Below are 19,124 nucleotides of genomic sequence, written 5' to 3' on the forward strand. Positions count from 1 at the left end.
CGTGGGCGGTCACGTCAGTTCCGCCGGTGTGTCAGGCGGATCGTGTTCCAGGAGAGCGGTTCGAGTTCGGCGCGGAGGACGCCGTCGGTGAGGGTGGTGCCGGCGGCGGTGTGCGGGGTGACGCGGTCGGGCCGGTCGGCGGTGTTGGCGGCCTCCGGGTCGCTGTCGGCCAGGACCAGGTGCTCCGTCAGGGTGTGGGCGCCGGCACCGCGTAGGTCGATCCTCAGCGGCAGGGTGTTCGTCTGCCCGCGGTTGACGGCGAAGACGGTGACGTCGCCGGTCTCGTCGTCCATCACGGCGGTGGCGTGCAGCAGCGGCACCTCCCCGAACCTGGCGGTGGGGTACGTCGGGCTGTCCACCTCCACCCGGAGGACCCGGCCCCGTCCGTACGCCGACGCCTGGGCGAAGGGGTAGAAGGTGGTCTGCCGCCAGGCCGGGCCGCCCGGCTCGGTCATGATCGGCGCGATGACGTTGACGAGCTGCGCGAGGGAGGCGGCGGTGACCCGGTCGGCGTGCCGCAGCAGGGCGATGAGCAGCGAGCCGAAGACCACGGCGTCGGTGACGGTGTAGACGTCCTCCAGCAGGCGCGGCGCCTGCTGCCAGTCCTCCACGTGGTGCGGGTTGGGCCGCTTCTGGTACCAGACGTTCCACTCGTCGAAGGAGAGGTTGACGCGCTTCTCGGCCTTGAGGCGGGCGCGGACGTGGTCGCAGGTGGCGACGACCGACTCGATGAAGTGCTCCATGTCCACGGCGGAAGCCAGGAAGGAGTCGCGGTCGCCGTCGATCTCCTCGTAGTAGGCGTGCAGGGAGACGTGGTCGACGAGGTCGTACGCCGCTTGCAGGACGGTCGACTCCCAGGAGGCGAAGGTCGGCATGGAGGAGCTGGAGCTGCCGCAGGCGACCAGTTCCAGGCCGGGGTCGACCTGCCGCATGGCGCGGGCGGTCTCGGCGGCGAGGCGGCCGTACTCCTGCGGGGTCTTGTGCCCGGTCTGCCAGGGGCCGTCCATCTCGTTGCCCAGGCACCACATGCGGATGCCGTACGGCTCCTTGTCCCCGTGGGCGGCGCGACGGTCGGACAGCTCGGTGCCGCCGGGGTGGTTGCAGTACTCCAGCAGCCGTACGGCGTCCTCGACGCCGCGGGTGCCGAGGTTGACGGCCATCATCGGCTCCATGCCGGTCTTGGCGCAGAAGCCCATGAACTCGCCGAGGCCGAACTCGTTGGTCTCGGTGGACTTCCAGGCCAGGTCCAGCCGGGCCGGGCGCTCCTCGCGCGGGCCCACGCTGTCCTCCCAGCGGTAGCCGGAGACGAAGTTGCCGCCCGGGTAGCGGACCGTGGTCACGCCCAGCTCCCGGACCAGCTCCAGGACGTCCTGGCGCAGGCCGTCCGCGTCGGCGACGGGGTGGCCGGGCTCGTAGATGCCGGTGTAGACGCAGCGGCCCATGTGCTCGACGAACGAACCGTACAGCCGGGGGTTGACGCTGCCGACGGCGAAGGCCGGGTCGAGGGTGAACCGTGCGGGGGTGGTGCCGGGGTGGGACATGACTGCCTTTCGCGCAAAGCGGGGTGAGGGAGGTCAGAGCGCCAGTGCGCAGACGACCGAGGGGGCGGAGAGCGGCGGGTGCGGTTGGTCGAGGGTTCCGTCGTCCCGGACGCGCAGGACGGCGAGGGTGCCGCTGTGCTGATTGGCGACGAGGAGATGGCCGGCCACGAGGGTCAGGCCGCGGGGCCAGCTGCCTCCCGCGGGTACCTCGCCGACGGGTTCGAGGGTGGTGCCGTCAAGGCGGAAGGCGGCGACCGTGTCCGCCCCGCGGTTGGTCACCCAGACGAAGCTCCCGCAGGACGACGCGACGATTCCGCCGGGCTGGTTGACGACGTCCCGGGCTACCGTCGCGGGTACGCGGGAGAGGGCCGTCAGGGTGCCCGTGGCGGCGTCGTAGCGGTGGCAGGTGACGGTCGACGACAGCTCGTCGGCGCTGAACACCAGGTCACCGCCGGGTGCGAAGGCGAGGTGGCGGGGGCCGGATCCGGCACGCAGCCGGTTCACCGCGACCCGTTCCAGGCTCCCGGTGCGGGTGTCGAGCCGGTAGGTGAACACGGCGTCGGACCCGAGGTCGGTGGCCAGCACGAATCGGCCTGCCGGGTCGACGAGGACCTGGTGAGCGTGGCTTCCCTCCTGTCGTCCGGTGACCGGTCCCGACCCCGGGTGGACGACGAGGTCGGTCGGTTCCCGCAGACGTCCGTCGCCGTCGAGCCGGTGCACCGCCACGGTTCCGGGCGCCGTGTCGCTGCCGTAGTTGGCGGTCAGCAGCCACTCGCCGCCCGGGTGGACGGTGAGGTGACACGGGTTCGTCCCGCCGCTGCTGACCGGGTCGCCCAGCGGGGAGAGAGTGCCGTGGTCATGGCGTGCGACGGCGCTGACGGTCCCCGCCTCCGTCTCGTTCGTGCTGTAGACGACATCCAGCGACGGGTGTGCGGCCAGGAAGGAGGCGCCGGTGACGGGCAGTGGCTTCACCTCCTCGTCGTACGTCGGGGGGCCGGTGGTGGGATCGAGCAGCAGGGCGGCGATGCCGGGGCCCTGGCCGCCGGCGTCCGGCGTGTAGGAGCCGGTGAGGATGGAGATCGCGCCGGTGGAGGGGCTGGTGCGCATGGGTGGTCCTGGAAGTCGGTCGGGCGGTTGGAAGGGGAAGAGGTGTCAGCGGACGATGTCGTCGTGGTGGTCCAGCAGTCCCAGTTCGGAGCGCCGGGGCAGGCCCTCCCAGTCGCCGGCGGTACTCACCGCGAAGGCTCCGAGCAGGGCAGCCGTCCGCAGCCGCCGCTCCGCGGGCTCCCCCGCGAGCAGTTCGGCGAGGTACCCGGCGGCGAAGGCGTCCCCCGCCCCCACCGAGTCGTGAACGCGGACCGGCACGGCGGGCTGCCGGTGGGGCCTCCCGTCGAGGAGGGCGTACGCCCCGTCGGCACCGAGCTTGATCACGGCCCCGGCGGGTCCGAGGTCGCAGATGCCCTGGGCGAGTTCCTCCGGTCCGTCGGCTCCGGGCACCACGACGGCGGCCTCGTGCGGTCCGGCGAAGACCAGGTCGCTTCGGCGCAGCAGGGGCAGCAGGACCGGGCGGGCCTCGCTCTCGCTCCACAGCAGTGAACGGAAGTTGATGTCCAGGGAGATGGTGACTCCGGCGTCGGCGGCGATGTCCACGGCTCGGGTCACGGCCGCAGCGGGGCCCTCACCGAGCGCCGGGGTGATGCCCGTGATGTGCAGGACCGCCGCTCCTGCGACGACGTGCTCGGGGATGTCGTCGGCGGTCAGCCGGGCCCCGGCCGTGTGGGTGCGGTAGTAGCGCGTACGGCTGTGGGTGGCGGTGCGACGTTCCTTCAGCAGCAGGGAGGTGGGGGCGGGGTCGCGCACGGCGACGGTGGTGACCCCTTCGGCCCGTAGCTCCCGCAGGACGAGGTCGCCGAGTTCGTCGTCGCCGACGCGGCCCATCCAGGTGGCGGATCCGCCGAGCCGGCTGACCCCGACGGCGACGTTGGACTCGGCGCCGGCGATCCCCAGGCGCAGGGTCGTGCCGAGCGCGAACGGGCCGGGGTTCCGGGCGGCCATGACGGCGAGTACGTCGCCGACGGTCACGAGGTAGGGCTCGCGGGGCGGCGGGGGGCTGCTCATGCCGTCGCCTCCCCGGCTCGTGCGGTGGCGCCGACCGCGTCCAGCAGGGTGCGCGCCCTCGTGGTGAGGGCGTCCAGTTCGGGGGGAGCCGGGTTGCGGTCCGCCCCCCGCAGCAGCGGGGAGCCGATGCCGACGGCGCAGGCACCCGCGTCCAGGTAGTGCCGTGCCTCGTCGATGCCGACGCCGCCGACGGCGACGAGCGGTATCTCGGGCAGGGGTGCTCGCAGTTGGCGCAGATGGCCGGGGCCGCCTGTGTTCGCGGGGAACAGCTTGACGGCGGCGGCACCCGCCCGCCACGCCTGGGACACCTCGGTCGGTGTCCAGGCGCCCGGGTAGCAGGGGATGCCACGGTCCGCCGCGTTCCGGATGACGGTGGTGTCCACGACGGGGGCGACCAGGAACTCCGCTCCCGCCGCCAGGGCCTCCCTGGCCTGATCGCCGGTGACCACGGTGCCGGCGCCGACCGCGACGTCGGGGCCGAGGTCCGCCCGGATGCGGGCCAGCGCGTCGAGGGCTCCGGCGGTGGTGAGGGTGACCTCCAGGCAGGTGATGCCGGCGTCCGCGAGGGCCCGGGCCACGGCGGGCAGCCCGGAGGCGTCGGACGACCGCAGGATGGCCATGACCCGGCTCCGGCCGAGCTGCGGGGTGACGGGCGGACGTTCCATCACTCCACCGCCCTGAAGGACGTTCCGCTGCCCTGGGTGTCGGTCATGGAAGTTCCTTTGCGAGTAGGTCCGTTGGATGATCGTTTCCGCCCGGTTCTGCCCGGGTGTCGGTCACTTCAGTCCGGACGTGGCGATCCCGGAGACGAATCCCCGCTGCATGATCAGGAAGAGCGCGAGCACGGGGACGACGTACATCACGGTGCCCGCCGCGACGAGGTTGCTCAGCGGCTCGCCGTGCTGGTTGACGTAGCCCTTCGCGAGCCGGACGGCGAGGGTGGTGCGGTCGTCGTCCAGCAGCAGAGCCGGCGCGATCCAGTCGCCCCACGTCCAGCTGAAGGACAGGATCAGGCTGGTGGCGATGACCGGCCAGGACTGGGGCAGGAAGATCCGCCAGAAGATACGGATCTGCCCGCAGCCGTCGACGATCGCCGCCTCCTCCAGCTCCTTGGGCATGTTCGCGAAGAACTGCCGGAACAGGAAGATCAGATAGGGCGCTCCGCACAGCCCCCACAGCACCCACGGCATGTAGGTGTTGAGCAGGCCGATCTTGCCGAACAGCAGGTAGGTCGGGACGAGGGTGATGATCTGCGGCAGCATCATCGTCGACAGCAGCACGCCGAAGATCACGCGCTTGCCCGGTGCCTCCAGCCGGGCGAAACCGTATCCGGCCCAGGCGGAGGCGAGTGTGGCCAGCACCGCGTAGAGCGTGGAGACCATCAGGGAGTTGCGGGCGTAGCCGAGGTACGGCCAGAAGGACAGGGCCTGCTCGAAGTTGCCCAGGCTCGGCTGGTGCGGCCACCAGTGGATGGGCAGGACACGCAGCTCCGAGGGGTCCTTGAGAGCGGTGATCAGAAGCCAGCCGAAGGGGCTGAGGAAGAGGACGGCGAGCCCCACCAGGAGCATGTAGAGCGCGGTGCGCCGGGGAAACACCATCACTTGCCTCCCAGCGTCCGGGGCCGCTTCACGGCGCTCTCAGGCTCCACGGAGTAGAAGACCACGCCCCTGCTCAGCCGGAAGACGAGGGCGGTGAGCAGCATGATGATCGCGAAGAGCACCCACAGCAGGGCCGAGGCGTAGCCGTAACGGCCGGCGGCGAAGTACTCGGTGAGAACGTGGATCATGAACAGGAAGTTGCCCTGCGGTACGGACGCCATCCCCTGAGGGCTGGCGTCGAGCGAGATGAACAGGGGCGCGAAGCTCTGCAGCGCCGCGATGATCCCGGTGACCACCTGGAAGAACAGCACAGGGGAGAGCAGCGGCAGGGTGATCCGGGTGAAGGACTGCCAGGGGCGCGCCCCGTCCACCTTCGCCGCTTCGAGGACCTCCTTGGGGATGTCCTGCAGTCCCGCCAGCGAGATGATCATGATGTTGCCCGCGCCCCACATCGTGAGCACGATCAGCACCCAGCGGGCGTAGGGATCCGTCAGCCAGGACACCCCGTTGACGCCGAGGAGGTCCAGGATGCCGTTGGCCGAGCCGGAGTCGCGGTCGAAGATGAGCTTGAAGGTGAGGCCCGCGCCGACGGGCGGCATCACGGCGGGCAGGTAGAGCAGCGTGCGGAAGATGCCGCGGCCGCGCAGCGGCTGGTTCACCATGACGGCGAGGACGAGTCCGGCCGCGATCGTCAGCGGCACCGTCAGCGCGGTGAACAGCCCGGTACGGGCCAGGGAGTCGAGGGTGGCCTGGTCGGTGAGGACCTCGCGGTAGTTGGCCAGGCCGACGAAGCGGGGGTTCGGCGAGAGGCCGTCGGAGTTGGTGAAGCTCAGCCACAGCGCGTATCCGAGCGGGAACGCGGTCAGGGCCAGGAAGCCCAGCATCCAGGGGCCGGTGAAGAGGTAGAAGGACAGGGTTCTGCGTTGCCGCAGCGAGCCGAACCGGCCGCCCGGCCCCCCGGCCCCCCGGGCGGTGGCCGCCCGGGGGGCCGGGGCGTTGGCCGGCGCGGTGAGCTGACCGGTACCGCTCATCCCAGCACCTGCTTGCCCTTGGCGATCTGGTCGTTCATCTGCGAGTTCAGCTTGTCCGCCACCTTGCCGGCCGAGGCGCCCGACTTGACCATCTGGGGCAGCACCTGGTTGAGCGTCGCGTCCAGGGCGGCCAGCTGGACGTACGGGGTGAACGTGAGCACCTTGAAGTAGTCGAGCTCCTGCTGCTGCACTTCGAACGCCTGCTTCTGGAAGGCGGTGCCCTGGGGCATCTGCGGGCGCAGGGACTTCAGCGTCGGGATGCCCCAGCCGCTGCTCGCCCGGTCCTTGGCGGGCTGTCCGCCGAAGTACCACTCGAAGAACTTCCAGGCCGCGTCCTTGTTCTTGGCGCCCGTGGGGATCCAGTAGCCGGTGGCGCTGAAGCAGGGGCTGATGCGGGAGCTTCCGAGCTGCGGTGCGGGAGCGAACCTGGACACCTTGGCGGCCTTGGGGTCGCCGCCTATCGCTCCGCCGAACCAGTAGCCGTCGCAGGCGATGGCCATCCGGTTGGCCTGGTAGGTGGGCCAGTCCCAGCCGTCCGGGTTGGGGTTGACGACGTTGGGGCCGATGTCGGCCTTGGTGTACTCCAGGAGCCACCTCAGCGCCTTGAGCGCCTCGGGGGAGGAGAAGTCGACCGTGGCCAGATCCTCGGCGAACACACTGCCGCCGGCCGACGCGGTCATGCCCATGAGCTGGGAGAAGTTGCCGAGTCCGGTCGCGTTGAGCCCGTACACCTTGACCTTGCCGAGCCGGCGCTTGACCAGTTGCTTGCCGAGGTCCAGCCACTCGTCGTAGGACAGCGGCTCGGTGGCGCTCGGGTGGTCCAGCTTCGCGGCGTCGAACAGGTCGGTGCGGTACCAGAACATCTGGTCCTGCGAGTAGTCCTTCGCCATGCCGTAGCGGGGGCCCGCGCCCTGCCGGTGGCCGTCGTAGCGCCACACGTCGTTGACCGGGTCGAGGTCGGAGGGCTTGAGGACCGAACTCTTGGCGAAGTACGGGTCCAGGTTCTCCATCAGCCCGCGGGCGGCGAAGTAGGGAGTCTCCACGGCGCCCAGGCCGCGCACGAGGTCCGGCGGGTTCTTGGCCGCCAGCATGGCGTTCAGCTTGGTGTCGTCGGAGCTGATGAGCCGGATCTTGATCCCCAGGGCCTGCTCGGCGGCCTGGATGGTCTTCTTGTCCAGCTCGTTGTCCTGCGACATCACGGTGAGCGTCGTCTTGGAGCTTCCTCCGCCACCGCTGCTCGAACCGTCGTCGACCGTCGCGGCGCAGGCGGACAGTGCGGAGGCGCCGAGCGCGGCACCGGCGGAGACGGCGAGGAAGCGCCGTCTGTCGAGAGAGGTCGTCGTCGACATGGGCATGCTGATGGGCCTTTCGTGCGGGACGTACGCGGGTGCGGGACGTACGACGGCTGCGGAACGTACGACGGGTGCGTGGCGGCATGAGGGGCTGCCGCCGGGAAGAGAACGGAGAGCACGGCGGCCGGTGGGACACCGGCGCGCTCGGCGGTGGTGCGAGATGCCCTTGACCGGGCGCATCCGTCTTTCGTCGACGGGTGCGCGCACCGGTGTCATGGGGCCGCGGAGTGCGACGGTGGTCGCGTCCGCGGTGAACCCCGGGGCGGCTCCTCGGCCACAGCTGACTCCACATCAGCTGTGGCCGACATCAGGATGCAGTCGGTATGTTCCGGTCTCTAGGGCTCTGCTCAGACTTGTCGCTTATTTCCGTCTGAGGAAACCGGTTGACTGAAACTTTCGCGAACGTTAGGTTGCGTCGCCAGAAGGTGTCAAGAGGTTGTAATGAGTCACCCTCGGCCCGTGGCAGCGGTCCAGGACAACACTCATCGGAGAGGGGGAACACGTGCCGGAACAACCCGTCAGGGCCAGGCTCGTGGACGTGGCACACGCGGCCGGCGTCTCCAAGGCCACCGTGTCCAAGGTGCTCAACGGCCGGCAGGACCTGTCCGTGCGGCCGGAGACCCGCCGACGTGTCCACGAGGCCGCCGAGGCGCTCGGCTACCGGCCGCACTCCGGGGCACGGGCCCTGGCCGGTGCCAGCACCCACGCACTGGCCCTGCTGGTCCCCGCCCTCGGCAACCCCACGTACGTCACCATCGCCCGCGGCGCCTACCAGCGGGCCCGCGAGCTGGGCTATCTCTCCCTGCTGGCCGAGGACTTCGACGGGCAGGAAGCCGACGAGTCCTTCAACGACCTGGTGCAGGAGGGCAGGGTCGACGGACTGCTCATCGCCTCGGCCCGCCCCGGTCACCCTCTCCTGGACGCCCTGAACCGCAGCGCGGTCCCCCACGTCTTCCTCAACCGCTCGGTCGAGGGCTCCGGACGCAACGTCACCATGGACGTCGCCCGCTCCAGCGTGACCGCGCTCGACCACCTGCACGGCCTCGGGCACCGCACGGTCGGCCATATCGCGGGTCCCTCCGGGATCACCCCCAGCGAGGTCCGCAAGGAGGCGTTCCTGCGCCACGCCGGCACACTGGGACTGGACGCGGCTCCGGTCGCGTCCGGCGACTTCACCGAGGACGGGGGCGGCTCGGCCGCGCGGGAACTGCTGAGCGGGGGCGGGCATCCGCCGGTCACCGCCCTGTACACCAGCTCGCTCGCCCAGGCGATAGGCGCCATGGCCGCGATCAGGGACCTCGGCCTCCGCATCCCGGAGGACGTCTCCGTGGTCGGCAACGACGACCTGCCCGTGGCCGCGCACCTCCATCCTCCGCTGACCACCGTCGCGATGCCCCTGTACGAGCTGGGGACAGCCGCCGTGGACGCCCTGGTGGCCACCATCGAGGGCAGGACGGTGGGAGACGTCCTCGTACCGACCGAGCCGCAGCTGGTGCTGCGCGGCTCCACGGCCAGACCGGCAGACCCGGGAGGAACGCCATGACCCTCGCCGCCGCGGCACCGGCACGTTTCACCGGCCGGACGGCCCTGCTCACCGCGGCCGGCTCCGGCATCGGGGCGGCCACCGCCCGCCGGCTGGCGGCGGAGGGAGCGTCCGTCCTCGTCACCGACGTGGACGCCAAGGCCGCCCATGGCGTGGCCGAGGAGATCCGCGCGGGGGGAGGGCGGGCACAGGACCGGCTCCTCGACGTCACCTCGCCGGGTCAGTGGGCCGCGGCCGTCGCCGAGGCCGAGTCCTGGACCGGACGCCTCGACGTGCTCCACCTCAACGCCGGCCGCAACCTGCCCGGAGCGGCCCACGAACTCGACGACACCGCCTGGCACGACCAGCTGCGGCTCGGCCTCGACTCCGTCTTCTACGGCGTCCGGGCCGCGGTGCCCCTCCTCAGGACGGCCGGCGGCGCGGTGGTGATCACCTCCTCGGTGCACGCGGCGATCGGCTTCAAGGGCTTCCCCGCGTACGCGGCCGCCAAGGGCGGGATCGACGCCCTCGTACGCCAGCTGGCCGTCGAGTACGCAGGACAGATCAGGTTCAACGCCATCCTGCCCGGAGCCGTGGTCACCGCCCTGTGGGCCGAGACACCCCCCGAGTACAAGGCGCAGACCGTCGCGCGCACCCCGATCGGCAGACTCGGCGCCCCGGAGGACATCGCCGCCGCCGTGGCCTTCCTCGCCTCCGAGGACGCCTCCTTCATCACCGGCCAGAACCTCCTCGTGGACGGTGGCCGCAGCATCAGCTCCCAGGAATAGGCCGCCGCGCCTTGCCCCGCCCCGGGCGATCGCAGCGCCGACCGCGCACCCGGACAGCGGCCCCTCCGCACACCAACGCCCTCTCTCCTCCACCGGGCGGGCAGCTCCCCGAGCCCGCTCCGGCCACGACCGACTCACCGCCACCAAGCCCCGGCCCGACGCCAGGCCGTACACCGCGCAGGACCCGGAGGTCCACCCCATGAAGATCACTGGATACGAGCTCTTCCTCGTCGAGCCGCGCTGGCTCTTCCTGCGCGTCGACACCGACGAGGGCATCTCCGGCTGGGGCGAGCCGATAGTCGAGGGCAAGGCCCACACCGTCGCCCGCTGTGTCGAGGAGATGTTCGACTACCTGGTCGGCCAGGACCCGGCCAGGATCGAGGAGCACTGGCAGGTGCTCGCCAAGAGCGGCTTCTATCGCGGCGGCGTCGTCCTGAGCAGCGCCCTCGCCGGAATCGACCAGGCCCTGTGGGACATCGCGGGCAAGACCCATGACGTCCCGGTCCACCAGCTCCTCGGCGGCCACGTGCGCGACCGGGTACGCGTCTACGGCTGGGTCGGCGGCGAAACCCCCGAGGAACTGGCCGAGTCGGCCGCCGAGCAGGTCGCCAAGGGCATGACGGCCGTCAAGCTGAACCCCTGCGGCCAACTGGAGCCGCTCGGCACACCCGCCGCGATCAACGCCATCGTGGACGGGGTGAGCGCGGTCCGCGAGGCCATCGGGCCGGAGCGCGACCTGGCCCTGGACTTCCACGGCCGGTTCAGCGGGGCGATGTCCCGCCGCGTCCTGCCCTTCCTGGAGCCGCTCCTGCCACTCTTCGTCGAAGAACCCGTACTGCCGGAGTTCTCCCAGGACCTCGGGGACGTGGTGCGCTCCACCTCCATCCCCATCGCCACCGGCGAACGGCTGTACTCCCGCTGGGACTTCCGCTCGGTGCTCTCCGACGGCATCGCCGTGGCCCAGCCCGACATCAGCCACGCCGGCGGAATCTCCGAGACCCGCCGGATCGCCGCGATGGCCGAGGCGTACGACGTCCTGGTGGCACCGCACTGCCCGCTCGGCCCGATCGCCCTCGCGGCCAGCCTGCAACTCGACTTCGCGATCCCCAACTTCCTCATCCAGGAACAGGCGCTGGGCATCGGCTACGGCGACAGCAGCGGACTGCTGGACTACCTCGCCGACACCACGCCCTTCACGTTCCGCGACGGCTACATCGACCGCCCCACGGCCCCCGGCCTCGGCATCACCATCGACGAGGACGCCGTCCGTGCCGCCGCCGAACGAGGCCACCGCTGGCGCAACCCGGTCTGGCGCAACACGGACGGTTCACTGGCCTCCTGGTAGCCGGTGGCAGGGTCCGGCCCCGGCGCCGTCCCTCCAGCACCCAACGGATGGGCGGCGTCCGCCGGGCGGCTGGCGCATGGCCCCAACGGCGACGCCCGCATCGGCCACCACAACAGCCACGAAACCGAGGTTGCCCCGGCCTGGCTCGCAGCGGCTTGGAGGCCGACGGGATCGGTCGGCATCCACCTCGGCGCGCAGGTAAGCCCGCCGCCCCACGGCTGCCTCGCGCAGCCTGACCTTCCTCCGCCGAGCAGCGTCACCTGCGCACTGGTTCAGGTCGGATCGGCGGGGCAGCAACGCTGGGTCAGCTGCCCAGCCGGCCTGGTGTTCGGTGGACGGCTGGCTGCGTCAATGGGCATTGCCTGCACGGTCGCTGCCGGCGACGACTTAGGCGTAGCCGCCCGCCTCTTCCAGATCCCGCGAGGATCCGAGGAAGACCATGCGGGATGTACAGAGGACGAGCGCGCTGTCGCAGCAGGCGTGCACGTCCTCCATGAGGTGGGTGGCCAGGACCACGGTCGTGGTGGCGCTCAACTGCCGGAGCAAGGCGTGGAAGCGGTCCCGCTCGGCCGGATCGAGGCCGGTGGTGGGCTCGCCGAGCGGAAGCAGCTGAGGGTTGTTCACCAGGGCTTGGGCGATCCCGACCCGGCGTCGCATTCCGCCGGAGAGGGTGCGGTACTCGGCGTCCATCCGTGGGGTCAGGCCGACTTGGTCGACGACACGTTCCACCACGTCGAGAGCGCCACGGTTCGGCATGTCCTTGAGCCAGGCGGCGTAGCTGACGCACTCCCGTACCGTGAAGCCCCGGAAGAACGTCTGCGGTAGGTAGCCGAGGCGGCGGCGGATCTCCAGGCGTTCGGCGGGACGCCGGGGATCGCGTCCCAGCAGCTTCAGTTCCCCCTCCACCACTGCTGCCGCCGTGGACAGTACGCGTAACAGGGAACTCTTCCTGCTCCGTTGGGGCCGAGCAGGGCGTGGACGCCGTGCCCAGGTCCAGATCGAGGCTGTCCACGGCGGTGGTGCGGTGGTGTCGAACGGTCAATCGGGGGGGCGCTGATCACCGGGACCTGGCAGCTCGCGGAATGGGCAGGGCCACCGGATGGTCGTGCAACTCGGCCGCGGCGGTGAGCACCGGAAGGCCGACGGCGGGCAGCAGGGCGGTCGTGACCGCCTGGCCGCGGACCGTTGCGTCGGTGACGGTGAACAGGGCGAGCAGAGCGGCGAGACCGCCGGTGACGGCACCCGCGAGGGAATGCCCGGCGAGGCCGCACACGGTGACCGCGAGCGCGACGCCGAGCACGGCACGCGCGCCGAACCGCAACCGCGTCCGCCCCGGATCCGGAGCCATGAACACCCTCTTCAGCACCGCTTACCGCCCCCTTCTCGACGCCGGGCATGAGTACGCATGAAAAAGGCGCCGCGGGGTCCGCAGCGCCATCGACTCCCCCATATGAGTATCTCGGAGGCCACTGGCTCAACCGACTGCTTCTAGACTGGTCCATTGGTACTGCCGGCGCGGCTGAGGTACGGCCGCGGCAGAGCCAACGGACGAGGAGGACGCGCCATGCCCGTGGACGAGCTCGACACCCGCATCCTGCGGTTGCTGCTGAAGCAGCCGGGCACCAGCGTGCGCGAGTACGCCCGGATCCTCGGCGTGGCGCGGGGCACCCTGCAGGCCCGGCTCGACCGGCTGGAGCGCGACGGCGTGATCACCGGCACGGCAGCGACCCTCTCCCCCGCCGCACTCGGGCATCCGGTGCTCGCGTTCGTGCACATCGAGGTCACCCAGGGCCATCTCGACGAGGTGGGTGACGCGCTGGCGGCGGTACCGGAGATCGTGGAGGCCTTCTCGATCACCGGTGGCGGGGATCTGCTGGCCCGGGTGGTGGCGCGGGACAACGCGCACCTGGAGGACCTCGTCCAGAAGCTGATCAGCATGCCCGGGGTGGTGCGCACCCGGACCGAGGTCGCCCTGCGCGAACGCGTCTCCCACCGGATGCTGCCGTTGGTGGAGTCGATCGGGCGGTCGGCCCGCGGATGATCTTCGCCATCGCGGCGGTGCCGGCCGGAACCGGGCTGGACGCGCATCTGTCCACCGTCGTCTCCGCCGACGAGGTCGCGCACGCCAAGCCCACTCCCGGCATCTTCCTGGAGGCGGCCCGCCGGCTGGGAGCGTCCCCCTCCGACCGCGTCGTACCGGAGGACGTGGCTCCGGGCGTCGCCGCCGCGCACGCGGCGGGCATGCGGCGCATCGCGATCCCGTACGTCCCGGCGCGGGCCGCGTACGACTGGCTCGTGAGCCGGGCCCCACTCTCCTGAAGTCACCTCGCCCGACCCGTTGACGCTCCCCCGTCCCATCCCTAGGGTCTGGTCGATCATCCGCACAGCGTTCGAAATTTCGACATCACTAGTCAGAGCATCGTGGACCCGTGGAGGAGCACCCATGGCACGGCCCCTCTCCAGACGATCCCTTCTCCAGGCGGCAACGGTCATCACGGCCGGATGCGCGCTCCCCCAGGCGGCGACGGGACGGGCCGCGGCGGCTCCCGCCTCTGCCGCCGGCACCCCGGCCGCCTGGACCGTACGGCCCTTCGGGCTGGAGGACGTCAGCCTCGGGCAGGGCGTCTTCGCCGACAAGCGGAAGCTGATGCTGGATCACGCCCGCGGCTACGACGTGAACCGGCTGCTCCAGGTGTTCCGCGCCAACGCCGGTCTGGCCACCGGCGGAGCGGTCGCGCCCGGTGGCTGGGAGGGTCTGGACGGCGAGGCCAACGGCAACCTTCGCGGTCACTACACCGGCCACTTCCTGACCATGCTGGCGCAGGCGTACCGCGGGACGAAGGAGCAGGTGTTCGCCGACCGGATCGGCACCATGGTCGGGGCGCTGACCGAGGTGCGCGCCGCCCTTCGGCGGGATCCGGCGGTGCTGAGCGTCGCCGGGAAGTTCGGGACCGCCGCGGATCAGGTCCGGGGCTCCTACCAGTACGTGGACCTGCCCGCCGCCGTGCTCGGCGGGGCCTCGGCGATCACGCTCTCCGTCCGGGTCCGGCCCACGCACGACGCCGACTGGGCCCGGATCCTCGACTTCGGCAACGACACCAACCGCTATCTGTACCTGGCCGCCCGCAACCAGGCCGGGGTGCCGCGCTTCGCCATCACCACGTCGGGGGCCGGTGCCGAGCAGGGCCTCAACGGCACGGCCGCGCTGCCCCTGAACCAGTGGAGCCACCTGGCGGTCACGATCGCGGACGGCACCGGCACCCTCTACGTCAACGGCACCGCTGTGGCGCGCAACACCGCGATGAGCCTCACTCCGGCGGCTCTCGGCACGCTGAGGAACAACTGGCTGGGGCGCTCGAACTACTCGGCCGACCCCGTCTTCGCCGGTGCCTTCGAGGAGTTCGACGTCTATGCGCGGGCGCTGACCGCCGCCGAGATCGGCGAGTTGCAGAGCCGGCGGGCCGCCGACACCTCGGCGGGCCGGGGCGACCTGGCGTCGTACGCCTTCGAGGAGACGTCCGGCGGGACCTTCGCGGACGCCTCCGGCCGGGGTCTGACCGCCACCTTGCGCCGCACCTGGGGCGGGCCCAGCCACCCCGGTTTCCTCGCCGCCTATCCCGAGACGCAGTTCATCGACCTGGAGTCGAGGACCACCCCCGACTACACCAAGGTGTGGGCGCCGTACTACACCGCGCACAAGATCCTCCAGGGTCTGCTCGACGCGTACACCGCCACGGACGACGACCGGGCGCTCGACCTCGCGTCCGGCATGTGCGACTGGATGCACGCGCGGCTGTCGAAGCTGCCGGAGGCCACGCTCCAGCGGATGTGGGGGATCTTCTCCAGCGGCGAGTTCGGCGGCATCGTCGAGGCGATCTGCGATCTGCACGCCCTCACCGGCAAGCCGGAACACCTGGCACTGGCCCGGCTGTTCGACCTGGACCGGCTGATCGACGCGTGCGCGGCGAACACCGACATCCTGGACGGGCTGCACGCCAACCAGCACATCCCGATCTTCACCGGCTCTGTGCGGCTGTACGACGAGACGGGCGAGGAGCGCTACCTCACCTCGGCGAAGAACTTCTGGGACATGGTCGTCCCGCACCGCATGTACGGCATCGGCGGCACCAGCACGGGCGAGTTCTGGAAGGCCCGGGACGTGATCGCGGGCACGATCGGCGGGGCCACCGCCGAGACCTGCTGCGCGTACAACATGCTCAAGCTGAGCCGCACCCTGTTCTTCCACGAGCAGGACCCCAAGTACATGGACTACTACGAGCGGGCCCTGTACAACCAGGTGCTCGGCTCGAAGCAGGACAAGCCCGACGCGGAGAAGCCGCTCGTCACGTACTTCATCGGCCTGACGCCCGGTCACGTCCGGGACTACACGCCCAAGCAGGGCACGACCTGCTGCGAGGGCACGGGCATGGAGAGCGCCACGAAGTACCAGGACTCCGTGTACTTCACCGAGGCCGACGGCAGCGCGCTGTACGTCAACCTGTACAGCCCGTCCACGCTGACCTGGGCGGAGAAGGGCGTCACGGTCACGCAGACGACCCGTTTCCCCCAGGAGCAGGGCAGCACGCTGACCCTCGGGGGCGCAAGCGCCTCCTTCACGCTGCGACTGCGGGTGCCTGCCTGGGCGACCGCCGGGTTCCGGGTGACCGTCAACGGGCGTGCGCTGTCCGGGAGTCCGCAGCCGGGGAGCTATGTCGACGTGTCCCGGGCCTGGCGGGCCGGTGACACCGTCCGCATCGCCATGCCGTTCCGGACGCGGGTGGAGAAGGCGCTGGACGACCCGTCCCTGCAGACCCTGTTCCACGGGCCGGTCAACCTCGTCGCCCGCGACCCGTCCACGGAGTATCTGAAGGTGGGGTTGTACCGCGACGCCGGTCTGTCCGGTGATCTGTCTCCGTCCCTCACCCCGGTGCCGGGCACACCGCTGCACTTCACCCTGGACGGGACCGAGTGGGTGCCGTTCTCCGAGGGGACGGAGGATCCGACGCACGCCTACTTCCGGCGCGTCGAGCCGAAGCTCGTGTTCGGCGGCCGGGACTCGGGCGTCGCCAACCCGGCGAAGGCCGACGGGACCACGCTCCTGGACGAGATCTGGGCCGGGGCGCCCTTCCGGGACAAGGGGGCGCTGGTGGCGCGGGTACGGTCCACGGTGGGCGCGTGGGTGACGGCCGGACTGCTGGGCAGGGCGGACGGGGACAAGGTGGTGGCGACAGCGAGGGCGGCTTCGTACAAGCCCTGAGCACCGGCCCGGCCGGTCGTGTGCGACATCCGGGGCGGACGTCGCACACGACAGAAGTTTTTTGCGGCAGGGGTGATTGTTTCGCCGTCGCCATCCGTACCTCTTGGTGTTGGGCCGTTCATATCCCAGGAGGCACGATGCGCATCTCGCGCAGCACGGCAGGAACCGCGTTCGTGGGCGGTGCGTTGATCCTTACGCTCACCGCGCTCGCCTACCCGAGCATGCTGGGCGTGGAGAATGCGGCTTCCGGCCAGGACCGCATCATCGCCAATACCCAGTGGGGTCCGCTGACCGAGGCCGACCGCGACTTCGTGGTGCGCGTGCGCGCGGCCGGCCTGTGGGAGTATCCGCTGGGGCAACTGATCAAGCAGCGGAGCTCGTCGCCGGAGATGCAGGAAGTCGCCAAGCACCTGCTCGTGGGTCACGGCCGGCTCGACGCGGGCTGCCGCAAGGTCTCCACGGACCTGGGCATCACCCTGCCGAACGAGGCGTCGCCGCAGCAGCAGCAGTTCGTGGCGACGGCCGAAGGCAGCACCGGCAAGGAGTTCGAGTCCACGGCCGTGACCATCATGCGGGTCGCGCACGGGGGCATCTTCCCGACGATCGCCAAGATCCGGGCGACCACCCGGAACAGCCTCGTGCGGGAGCTCGCCGACACGACCAACGACACCGTTCTCGACCACATCACGGTCCTGGAGCAGACCGGGCTGATCAACCAGGAGCAGGTCAGCTTCCAGATCACCTCCCCGCCCAAGCTGCCCCAGGAGCAGACGACACCGCCGCCGCCGCAGCCGGGCGCGCCGGTCCGCGTGCTGCCGGTCCCCGAAGAGCTGAAGGACTTCCAGACGGTCGCCCCCAATCCGTCCTATGGAGCTCCGGCGCCGTCTCCGTCGGCCGGCTGAGCGGGTACGGGTGTGCGGGTGCGGGGCAGCGATCCGTCCACCGGCCCCGCACCCGCGAACGACGGTCGGCCCAGGCCCCCGAACGACGACTGGCCCGGGCCGGACGAACGGCGGCCCGCCCCGCACCACCAGCGACGGTCGGCCCGGTCCTGCGAGCGACGGTCGGTCCCGCACCCGCGAACGGCGACTGGCCCGCGTCGGCACCACCAACGACGCTCGGCGCCGATCCTGCGAACGACGACTGGCCCCGGCCCGACGAACGACGGCCCGCGTCGGCACCATCAGCGACGGTCGGCGCCGGTCCTATGAACGGCGGCGCGGCTTGCCGCGCCTCGTGCCCTTGGGCGCGCCGCTCCCGCTCCTCCCGGTGCGCTTCGCGCCGCCCGCCGACTTGCCGGGCACCGGCTTGCGCCGGGCGCCACCCCGGTCCGCACCGGTGGACTCGCCCCGCGCCGAAGGCTGCTGACGGCCCCGGGTGCTGTTGACCGTGCGGCCGCGGACGATGCCGATGAAATCCTCGACCTGGTCCGTCTTGGCGTCCTCGGGCCAGGCGAGGGCCACACTCGACTCGGGGGCGTCCCTGAGGGGCCGGTGGGTGAGGTCCTTGCGGTGGTGCAGGCGGGCGAGCGACAGCGGGACGACGAGGACACCGATGCCCGCCGCGACCAGCTCGACCGCGTCGGCCGTGGTGGCGGGCCGCTCCAGGGCGGGCCGTCCGGGCAGGCTCTCCCAGTCGAGGACGTCGTCGAGGGGGTGCAGCACGATGTCGTCGGCCAGGTCGTCCGGCGCCACCTCGTCGACGGCCGTGACCAGATGGTCCTTGGGCACCAGGACGACCGTCTGCTCGGTGTAGAGGGGGATCGCGCCGAAGGCCGTCCGGTCCACGGGTGTGCGGACGAGTCCCGCGTCGGCGTCCCCGTCCAGCAGCCGCTCGGCGGCCGCTCCGGCGGGCACCTGCGTGAGGATCAGCGGGACATCGGGCTGCCGCTCGTTCCAGACGCGCACCCATTTGTCGGGCATCACCCCGGGGACGTAGGCGAGCCGGAACGAGGGGGTTGCATCCGAGCCTGTCACCTCGCCAGGTTACCGGGCGTGGTCAGCCGTCGTGCACACGCTCGATACGCTGGACGGCATGACGTCGCACCAGAGCACCCAGACGATGAAGCCCGCGACCGCGGCGAAGAAGCTGGGTGTGTACCTCGAGGCCACACCCGCCGCATTCCGGGAGGGTGTCGTCTCGCGCGCCGAGCTGAACGAGCTCCAGGCGAACCCTCCGCAGTGGCTGCAGGACCTGCGGCTCAACGGCCCGCACCCCCGGCCGGTGGTCGCCGCGAAGCTCGGTGTCTCCATCGCGGGACTCGCCCGCGCGGGTGTCACCGAGCCCCTCACCACCGAGCAGATCGAGGCGCTGAAGCAGGAGGGCCCCGAGTGGCTGGAGCGGGAGCGTGCCACCCAGGCGGAGGTCCGCAAGGAAGGGGCCCGGATCAAGAAGAAGAACGCCGAGCGTCAGGCCTGACCTGATCACCCTCCCTTTCGAACCTCCTCCTCGACCTCCTCCTCTCCAGACCTCCTTTTCGGACGGCCTCCACCGGATCATCCGGCGGGGGCCGTCGCCGCTTCTCCACTCTCGGACGACCGAGCCCGTACCGTGGCCGGACCTGCGCGAAATT

The 19,124-nt window shown here is 71.1% G+C and carries 16 protein-coding genes and 2 pseudogenes; 8 read left to right on the forward strand and 10 right to left on the reverse strand.

Annotated elements, in window-relative coordinates; all coding sequences use genetic code 11:
- Window positions 1-14 precede the first annotated feature (14 nt).
- From arfA to QNO09_RS30855, 7 genes are all read right to left on the reverse strand, one after another.
- Window positions 15-1,541 carry an arabinosylfuranosidase ArfA gene (gene arfA, locus QNO09_RS30825; RefSeq protein ID WP_283973539.1) on the reverse strand — a complete coding sequence of 509 codons (1,527 nt, stop codon included), beginning with the start codon at window positions 1,539-1,541 and terminating at the stop codon, window positions 15-17.
- Between the two features lie 33 nt (window positions 1,542-1,574).
- The gene (locus tag QNO09_RS30830; RefSeq protein ID WP_283973540.1) at window positions 1,575-2,648 is read right to left on the reverse strand and encodes a lactonase family protein; all 1,074 of its coding nucleotides are present in this window, start codon (window positions 2,646-2,648) and stop codon (window positions 1,575-1,577) included.
- Between the two features lie 45 nt (window positions 2,649-2,693).
- Window positions 2,694-3,659 carry a sugar kinase gene (locus tag QNO09_RS30835; protein ID WP_283973541.1) on the reverse strand — a complete coding sequence of 322 codons (966 nt, stop codon included), beginning with the start codon at window positions 3,657-3,659 and terminating at the stop codon, window positions 2,694-2,696.
- The gene (locus QNO09_RS30840; RefSeq protein ID WP_283973542.1) at window positions 3,656-4,324 is read right to left on the reverse strand and encodes a bifunctional 4-hydroxy-2-oxoglutarate aldolase/2-dehydro-3-deoxy-phosphogluconate aldolase; all 669 of its coding nucleotides are present in this window, start codon (window positions 4,322-4,324) and stop codon (window positions 3,656-3,658) included. The genes QNO09_RS30835 and QNO09_RS30840 overlap by 4 nt, the downstream gene beginning before the upstream one ends.
- A gap of 111 nt (window positions 4,325-4,435) precedes the next feature.
- Window positions 4,436-5,257 carry a carbohydrate ABC transporter permease gene (locus tag QNO09_RS30845; protein ID WP_283973543.1) on the reverse strand — a complete coding sequence of 274 codons (822 nt, stop codon included), beginning with the start codon at window positions 5,255-5,257 and terminating at the stop codon, window positions 4,436-4,438.
- Entirely contained in the window at window positions 5,257-6,288 is a 1,032-nt protein-coding gene (locus QNO09_RS30850; protein WP_283973544.1) for a carbohydrate ABC transporter permease, read from the reverse strand. The genes QNO09_RS30845 and QNO09_RS30850 overlap by 1 nt, the downstream gene beginning before the upstream one ends.
- The gene (locus tag QNO09_RS30855; RefSeq protein WP_349636996.1) at window positions 6,285-7,637 is read right to left on the reverse strand and encodes an extracellular solute-binding protein; all 1,353 of its coding nucleotides are present in this window, start codon (window positions 7,635-7,637) and stop codon (window positions 6,285-6,287) included. The genes QNO09_RS30850 and QNO09_RS30855 overlap by 4 nt, the downstream gene beginning before the upstream one ends.
- A 505-nt stretch (window positions 7,638-8,142) precedes the next feature.
- Between QNO09_RS30855 and QNO09_RS30860 the strand changes: the two genes are divergently transcribed.
- From QNO09_RS30860 to dgoD, 3 genes are all read left to right on the forward strand, one after another.
- Window positions 8,143-9,183, forward strand: a complete 1,041-nt coding sequence (locus QNO09_RS30860) for a LacI family DNA-binding transcriptional regulator (protein WP_283973546.1) — start codon at window positions 8,143-8,145, stop codon at window positions 9,181-9,183.
- Entirely contained in the window at window positions 9,180-9,950 is a 771-nt protein-coding gene (locus tag QNO09_RS30865) for an SDR family NAD(P)-dependent oxidoreductase (RefSeq protein WP_283973547.1), read from the forward strand. The genes QNO09_RS30860 and QNO09_RS30865 overlap by 4 nt, the downstream gene beginning before the upstream one ends.
- Window positions 9,951-10,149: 199 nt before the next feature.
- Entirely contained in the window at window positions 10,150-11,295 is a 1,146-nt protein-coding gene (dgoD, locus tag QNO09_RS30870; RefSeq protein ID WP_283973548.1) for a galactonate dehydratase, read from the forward strand.
- 387 nt (window positions 11,296-11,682) lie between these two features.
- On the opposite strand, the gene QNO09_RS30875 is transcribed toward dgoD, so the two are convergent.
- Window positions 11,683-12,201 (reverse strand): ATP-binding cassette domain-containing protein, encoded by a 519-nt coding sequence (locus tag QNO09_RS30875; RefSeq protein WP_283973549.1) that lies wholly within the window; start codon window positions 12,199-12,201, stop codon window positions 11,683-11,685.
- Between the two features lie 184 nt (window positions 12,202-12,385).
- Window positions 12,386-12,661 (reverse strand): annotated as a pseudogene (locus QNO09_RS30880) (FUSC family protein); the annotation flags it as partial.
- 198 nt (window positions 12,662-12,859) lie between these two features.
- Between QNO09_RS30880 and QNO09_RS30885 the strand changes: the two are divergent.
- The 4 genes and pseudogenes from QNO09_RS30885 to QNO09_RS30900 all read left to right on the forward strand — a co-directional run bounded on the left by QNO09_RS30885 (window position 12,860) and on the right by QNO09_RS30900 (window position 17,454).
- Window positions 12,860-13,336 carry an Lrp/AsnC family transcriptional regulator gene (locus tag QNO09_RS30885; protein WP_283973550.1) on the forward strand — a complete coding sequence of 159 codons (477 nt, stop codon included), beginning with the start codon at window positions 12,860-12,862 and terminating at the stop codon, window positions 13,334-13,336.
- A 5-nt stretch (window positions 13,337-13,341) separates the two neighbouring features.
- Window positions 13,342-13,614 (forward strand): annotated as a pseudogene (locus QNO09_RS30890) (HAD-IA family hydrolase); the annotation flags it as partial.
- 124 nt (window positions 13,615-13,738) lie between these two features.
- Complete coding sequence (locus QNO09_RS30895; RefSeq protein ID WP_283973551.1) at window positions 13,739-16,552, forward strand: beta-L-arabinofuranosidase domain-containing protein; 2,814 nt, start codon at window positions 13,739-13,741, stop codon at window positions 16,550-16,552.
- Window positions 16,553-16,689: 137 nt separating this feature from the next.
- Window positions 16,690-17,454: a DUF4142 domain-containing protein gene (locus QNO09_RS30900; protein WP_283973552.1), complete on the forward strand. Its 765-nt coding sequence runs from the start codon at window positions 16,690-16,692 to the stop codon at window positions 17,452-17,454.
- A 303-nt stretch (window positions 17,455-17,757) separates the two neighbouring features.
- On the opposite strand, the gene QNO09_RS30905 is transcribed toward QNO09_RS30900, so the two are convergent.
- On the reverse strand, window positions 17,758-18,528 hold the full coding sequence (locus QNO09_RS30905; protein ID WP_283973553.1) for a LysR family transcriptional regulator substrate-binding protein: 771 nt from the start codon (window positions 18,526-18,528) through the stop codon (window positions 17,758-17,760).
- Between the two features lie 58 nt (window positions 18,529-18,586).
- Here QNO09_RS30905 and QNO09_RS30910 point away from each other — a divergent pair, with 58 nt between their 5' ends.
- Window positions 18,587-18,970 carry a DUF5997 family protein gene (locus tag QNO09_RS30910; protein WP_283973554.1) on the forward strand — a complete coding sequence of 128 codons (384 nt, stop codon included), beginning with the start codon at window positions 18,587-18,589 and terminating at the stop codon, window positions 18,968-18,970.
- Window positions 18,971-19,124 lie beyond the last annotated feature (154 nt).

Origin of the sequence: Streptomyces sp. 378 (assembly GCF_030124145.1) — a bacterium.
Lineage (GTDB): Bacteria > Actinomycetota > Actinomycetes > Streptomycetales > Streptomycetaceae > Streptomyces.

Excerpts from the sequence above, each read along its gene's own strand:
- QNO09_RS30865 (WP_283973547.1), top strand. The coding sequence starts at position 9,180 with ATGACCCTCGCCGCCGCGGCACCGGCACGTTTCACCGGCCGGACGGCC.
- arfA (WP_283973539.1), bottom strand. The coding sequence starts at position 1,541 with ATGTCCCACCCCGGCACCACCCCCGCACGGTTCACCCTCGACCCGGCC.
- QNO09_RS30830 (WP_283973540.1), bottom strand. The coding sequence starts at position 2,648 with ATGCGCACCAGCCCCTCCACCGGCGCGATCTCCATCCTCACCGGCTCC.
- QNO09_RS30900 (WP_283973552.1), top strand. The coding sequence starts at position 16,690 with ATGCGCATCTCGCGCAGCACGGCAGGAACCGCGTTCGTGGGCGGTGCG.
- QNO09_RS30845 (WP_283973543.1), bottom strand. The coding sequence starts at position 5,257 with ATGGTGTTTCCCCGGCGCACCGCGCTCTACATGCTCCTGGTGGGGCTC.
- QNO09_RS30840 (WP_283973542.1), bottom strand. The coding sequence starts at position 4,324 with ATGGAACGTCCGCCCGTCACCCCGCAGCTCGGCCGGAGCCGGGTCATG.
- QNO09_RS30885 (WP_283973550.1), top strand. The coding sequence starts at position 12,860 with ATGCCCGTGGACGAGCTCGACACCCGCATCCTGCGGTTGCTGCTGAAG.
- dgoD (WP_283973548.1), top strand. The coding sequence starts at position 10,150 with ATGAAGATCACTGGATACGAGCTCTTCCTCGTCGAGCCGCGCTGGCTC.
- QNO09_RS30835 (WP_283973541.1), bottom strand. The coding sequence starts at position 3,659 with ATGAGCAGCCCCCCGCCGCCCCGCGAGCCCTACCTCGTGACCGTCGGC.
- QNO09_RS30910 (WP_283973554.1), top strand. The coding sequence starts at position 18,587 with ATGACGTCGCACCAGAGCACCCAGACGATGAAGCCCGCGACCGCGGCG.
- QNO09_RS30850 (WP_283973544.1), bottom strand. The coding sequence starts at position 6,288 with ATGAGCGGTACCGGTCAGCTCACCGCGCCGGCCAACGCCCCGGCCCCC.
- QNO09_RS30895 (WP_283973551.1), top strand. The coding sequence starts at position 13,739 with ATGGCACGGCCCCTCTCCAGACGATCCCTTCTCCAGGCGGCAACGGTC.
- QNO09_RS30855 (WP_349636996.1), bottom strand. The coding sequence starts at position 7,637 with ATGTCGACGACGACCTCTCTCGACAGACGGCGCTTCCTCGCCGTCTCC.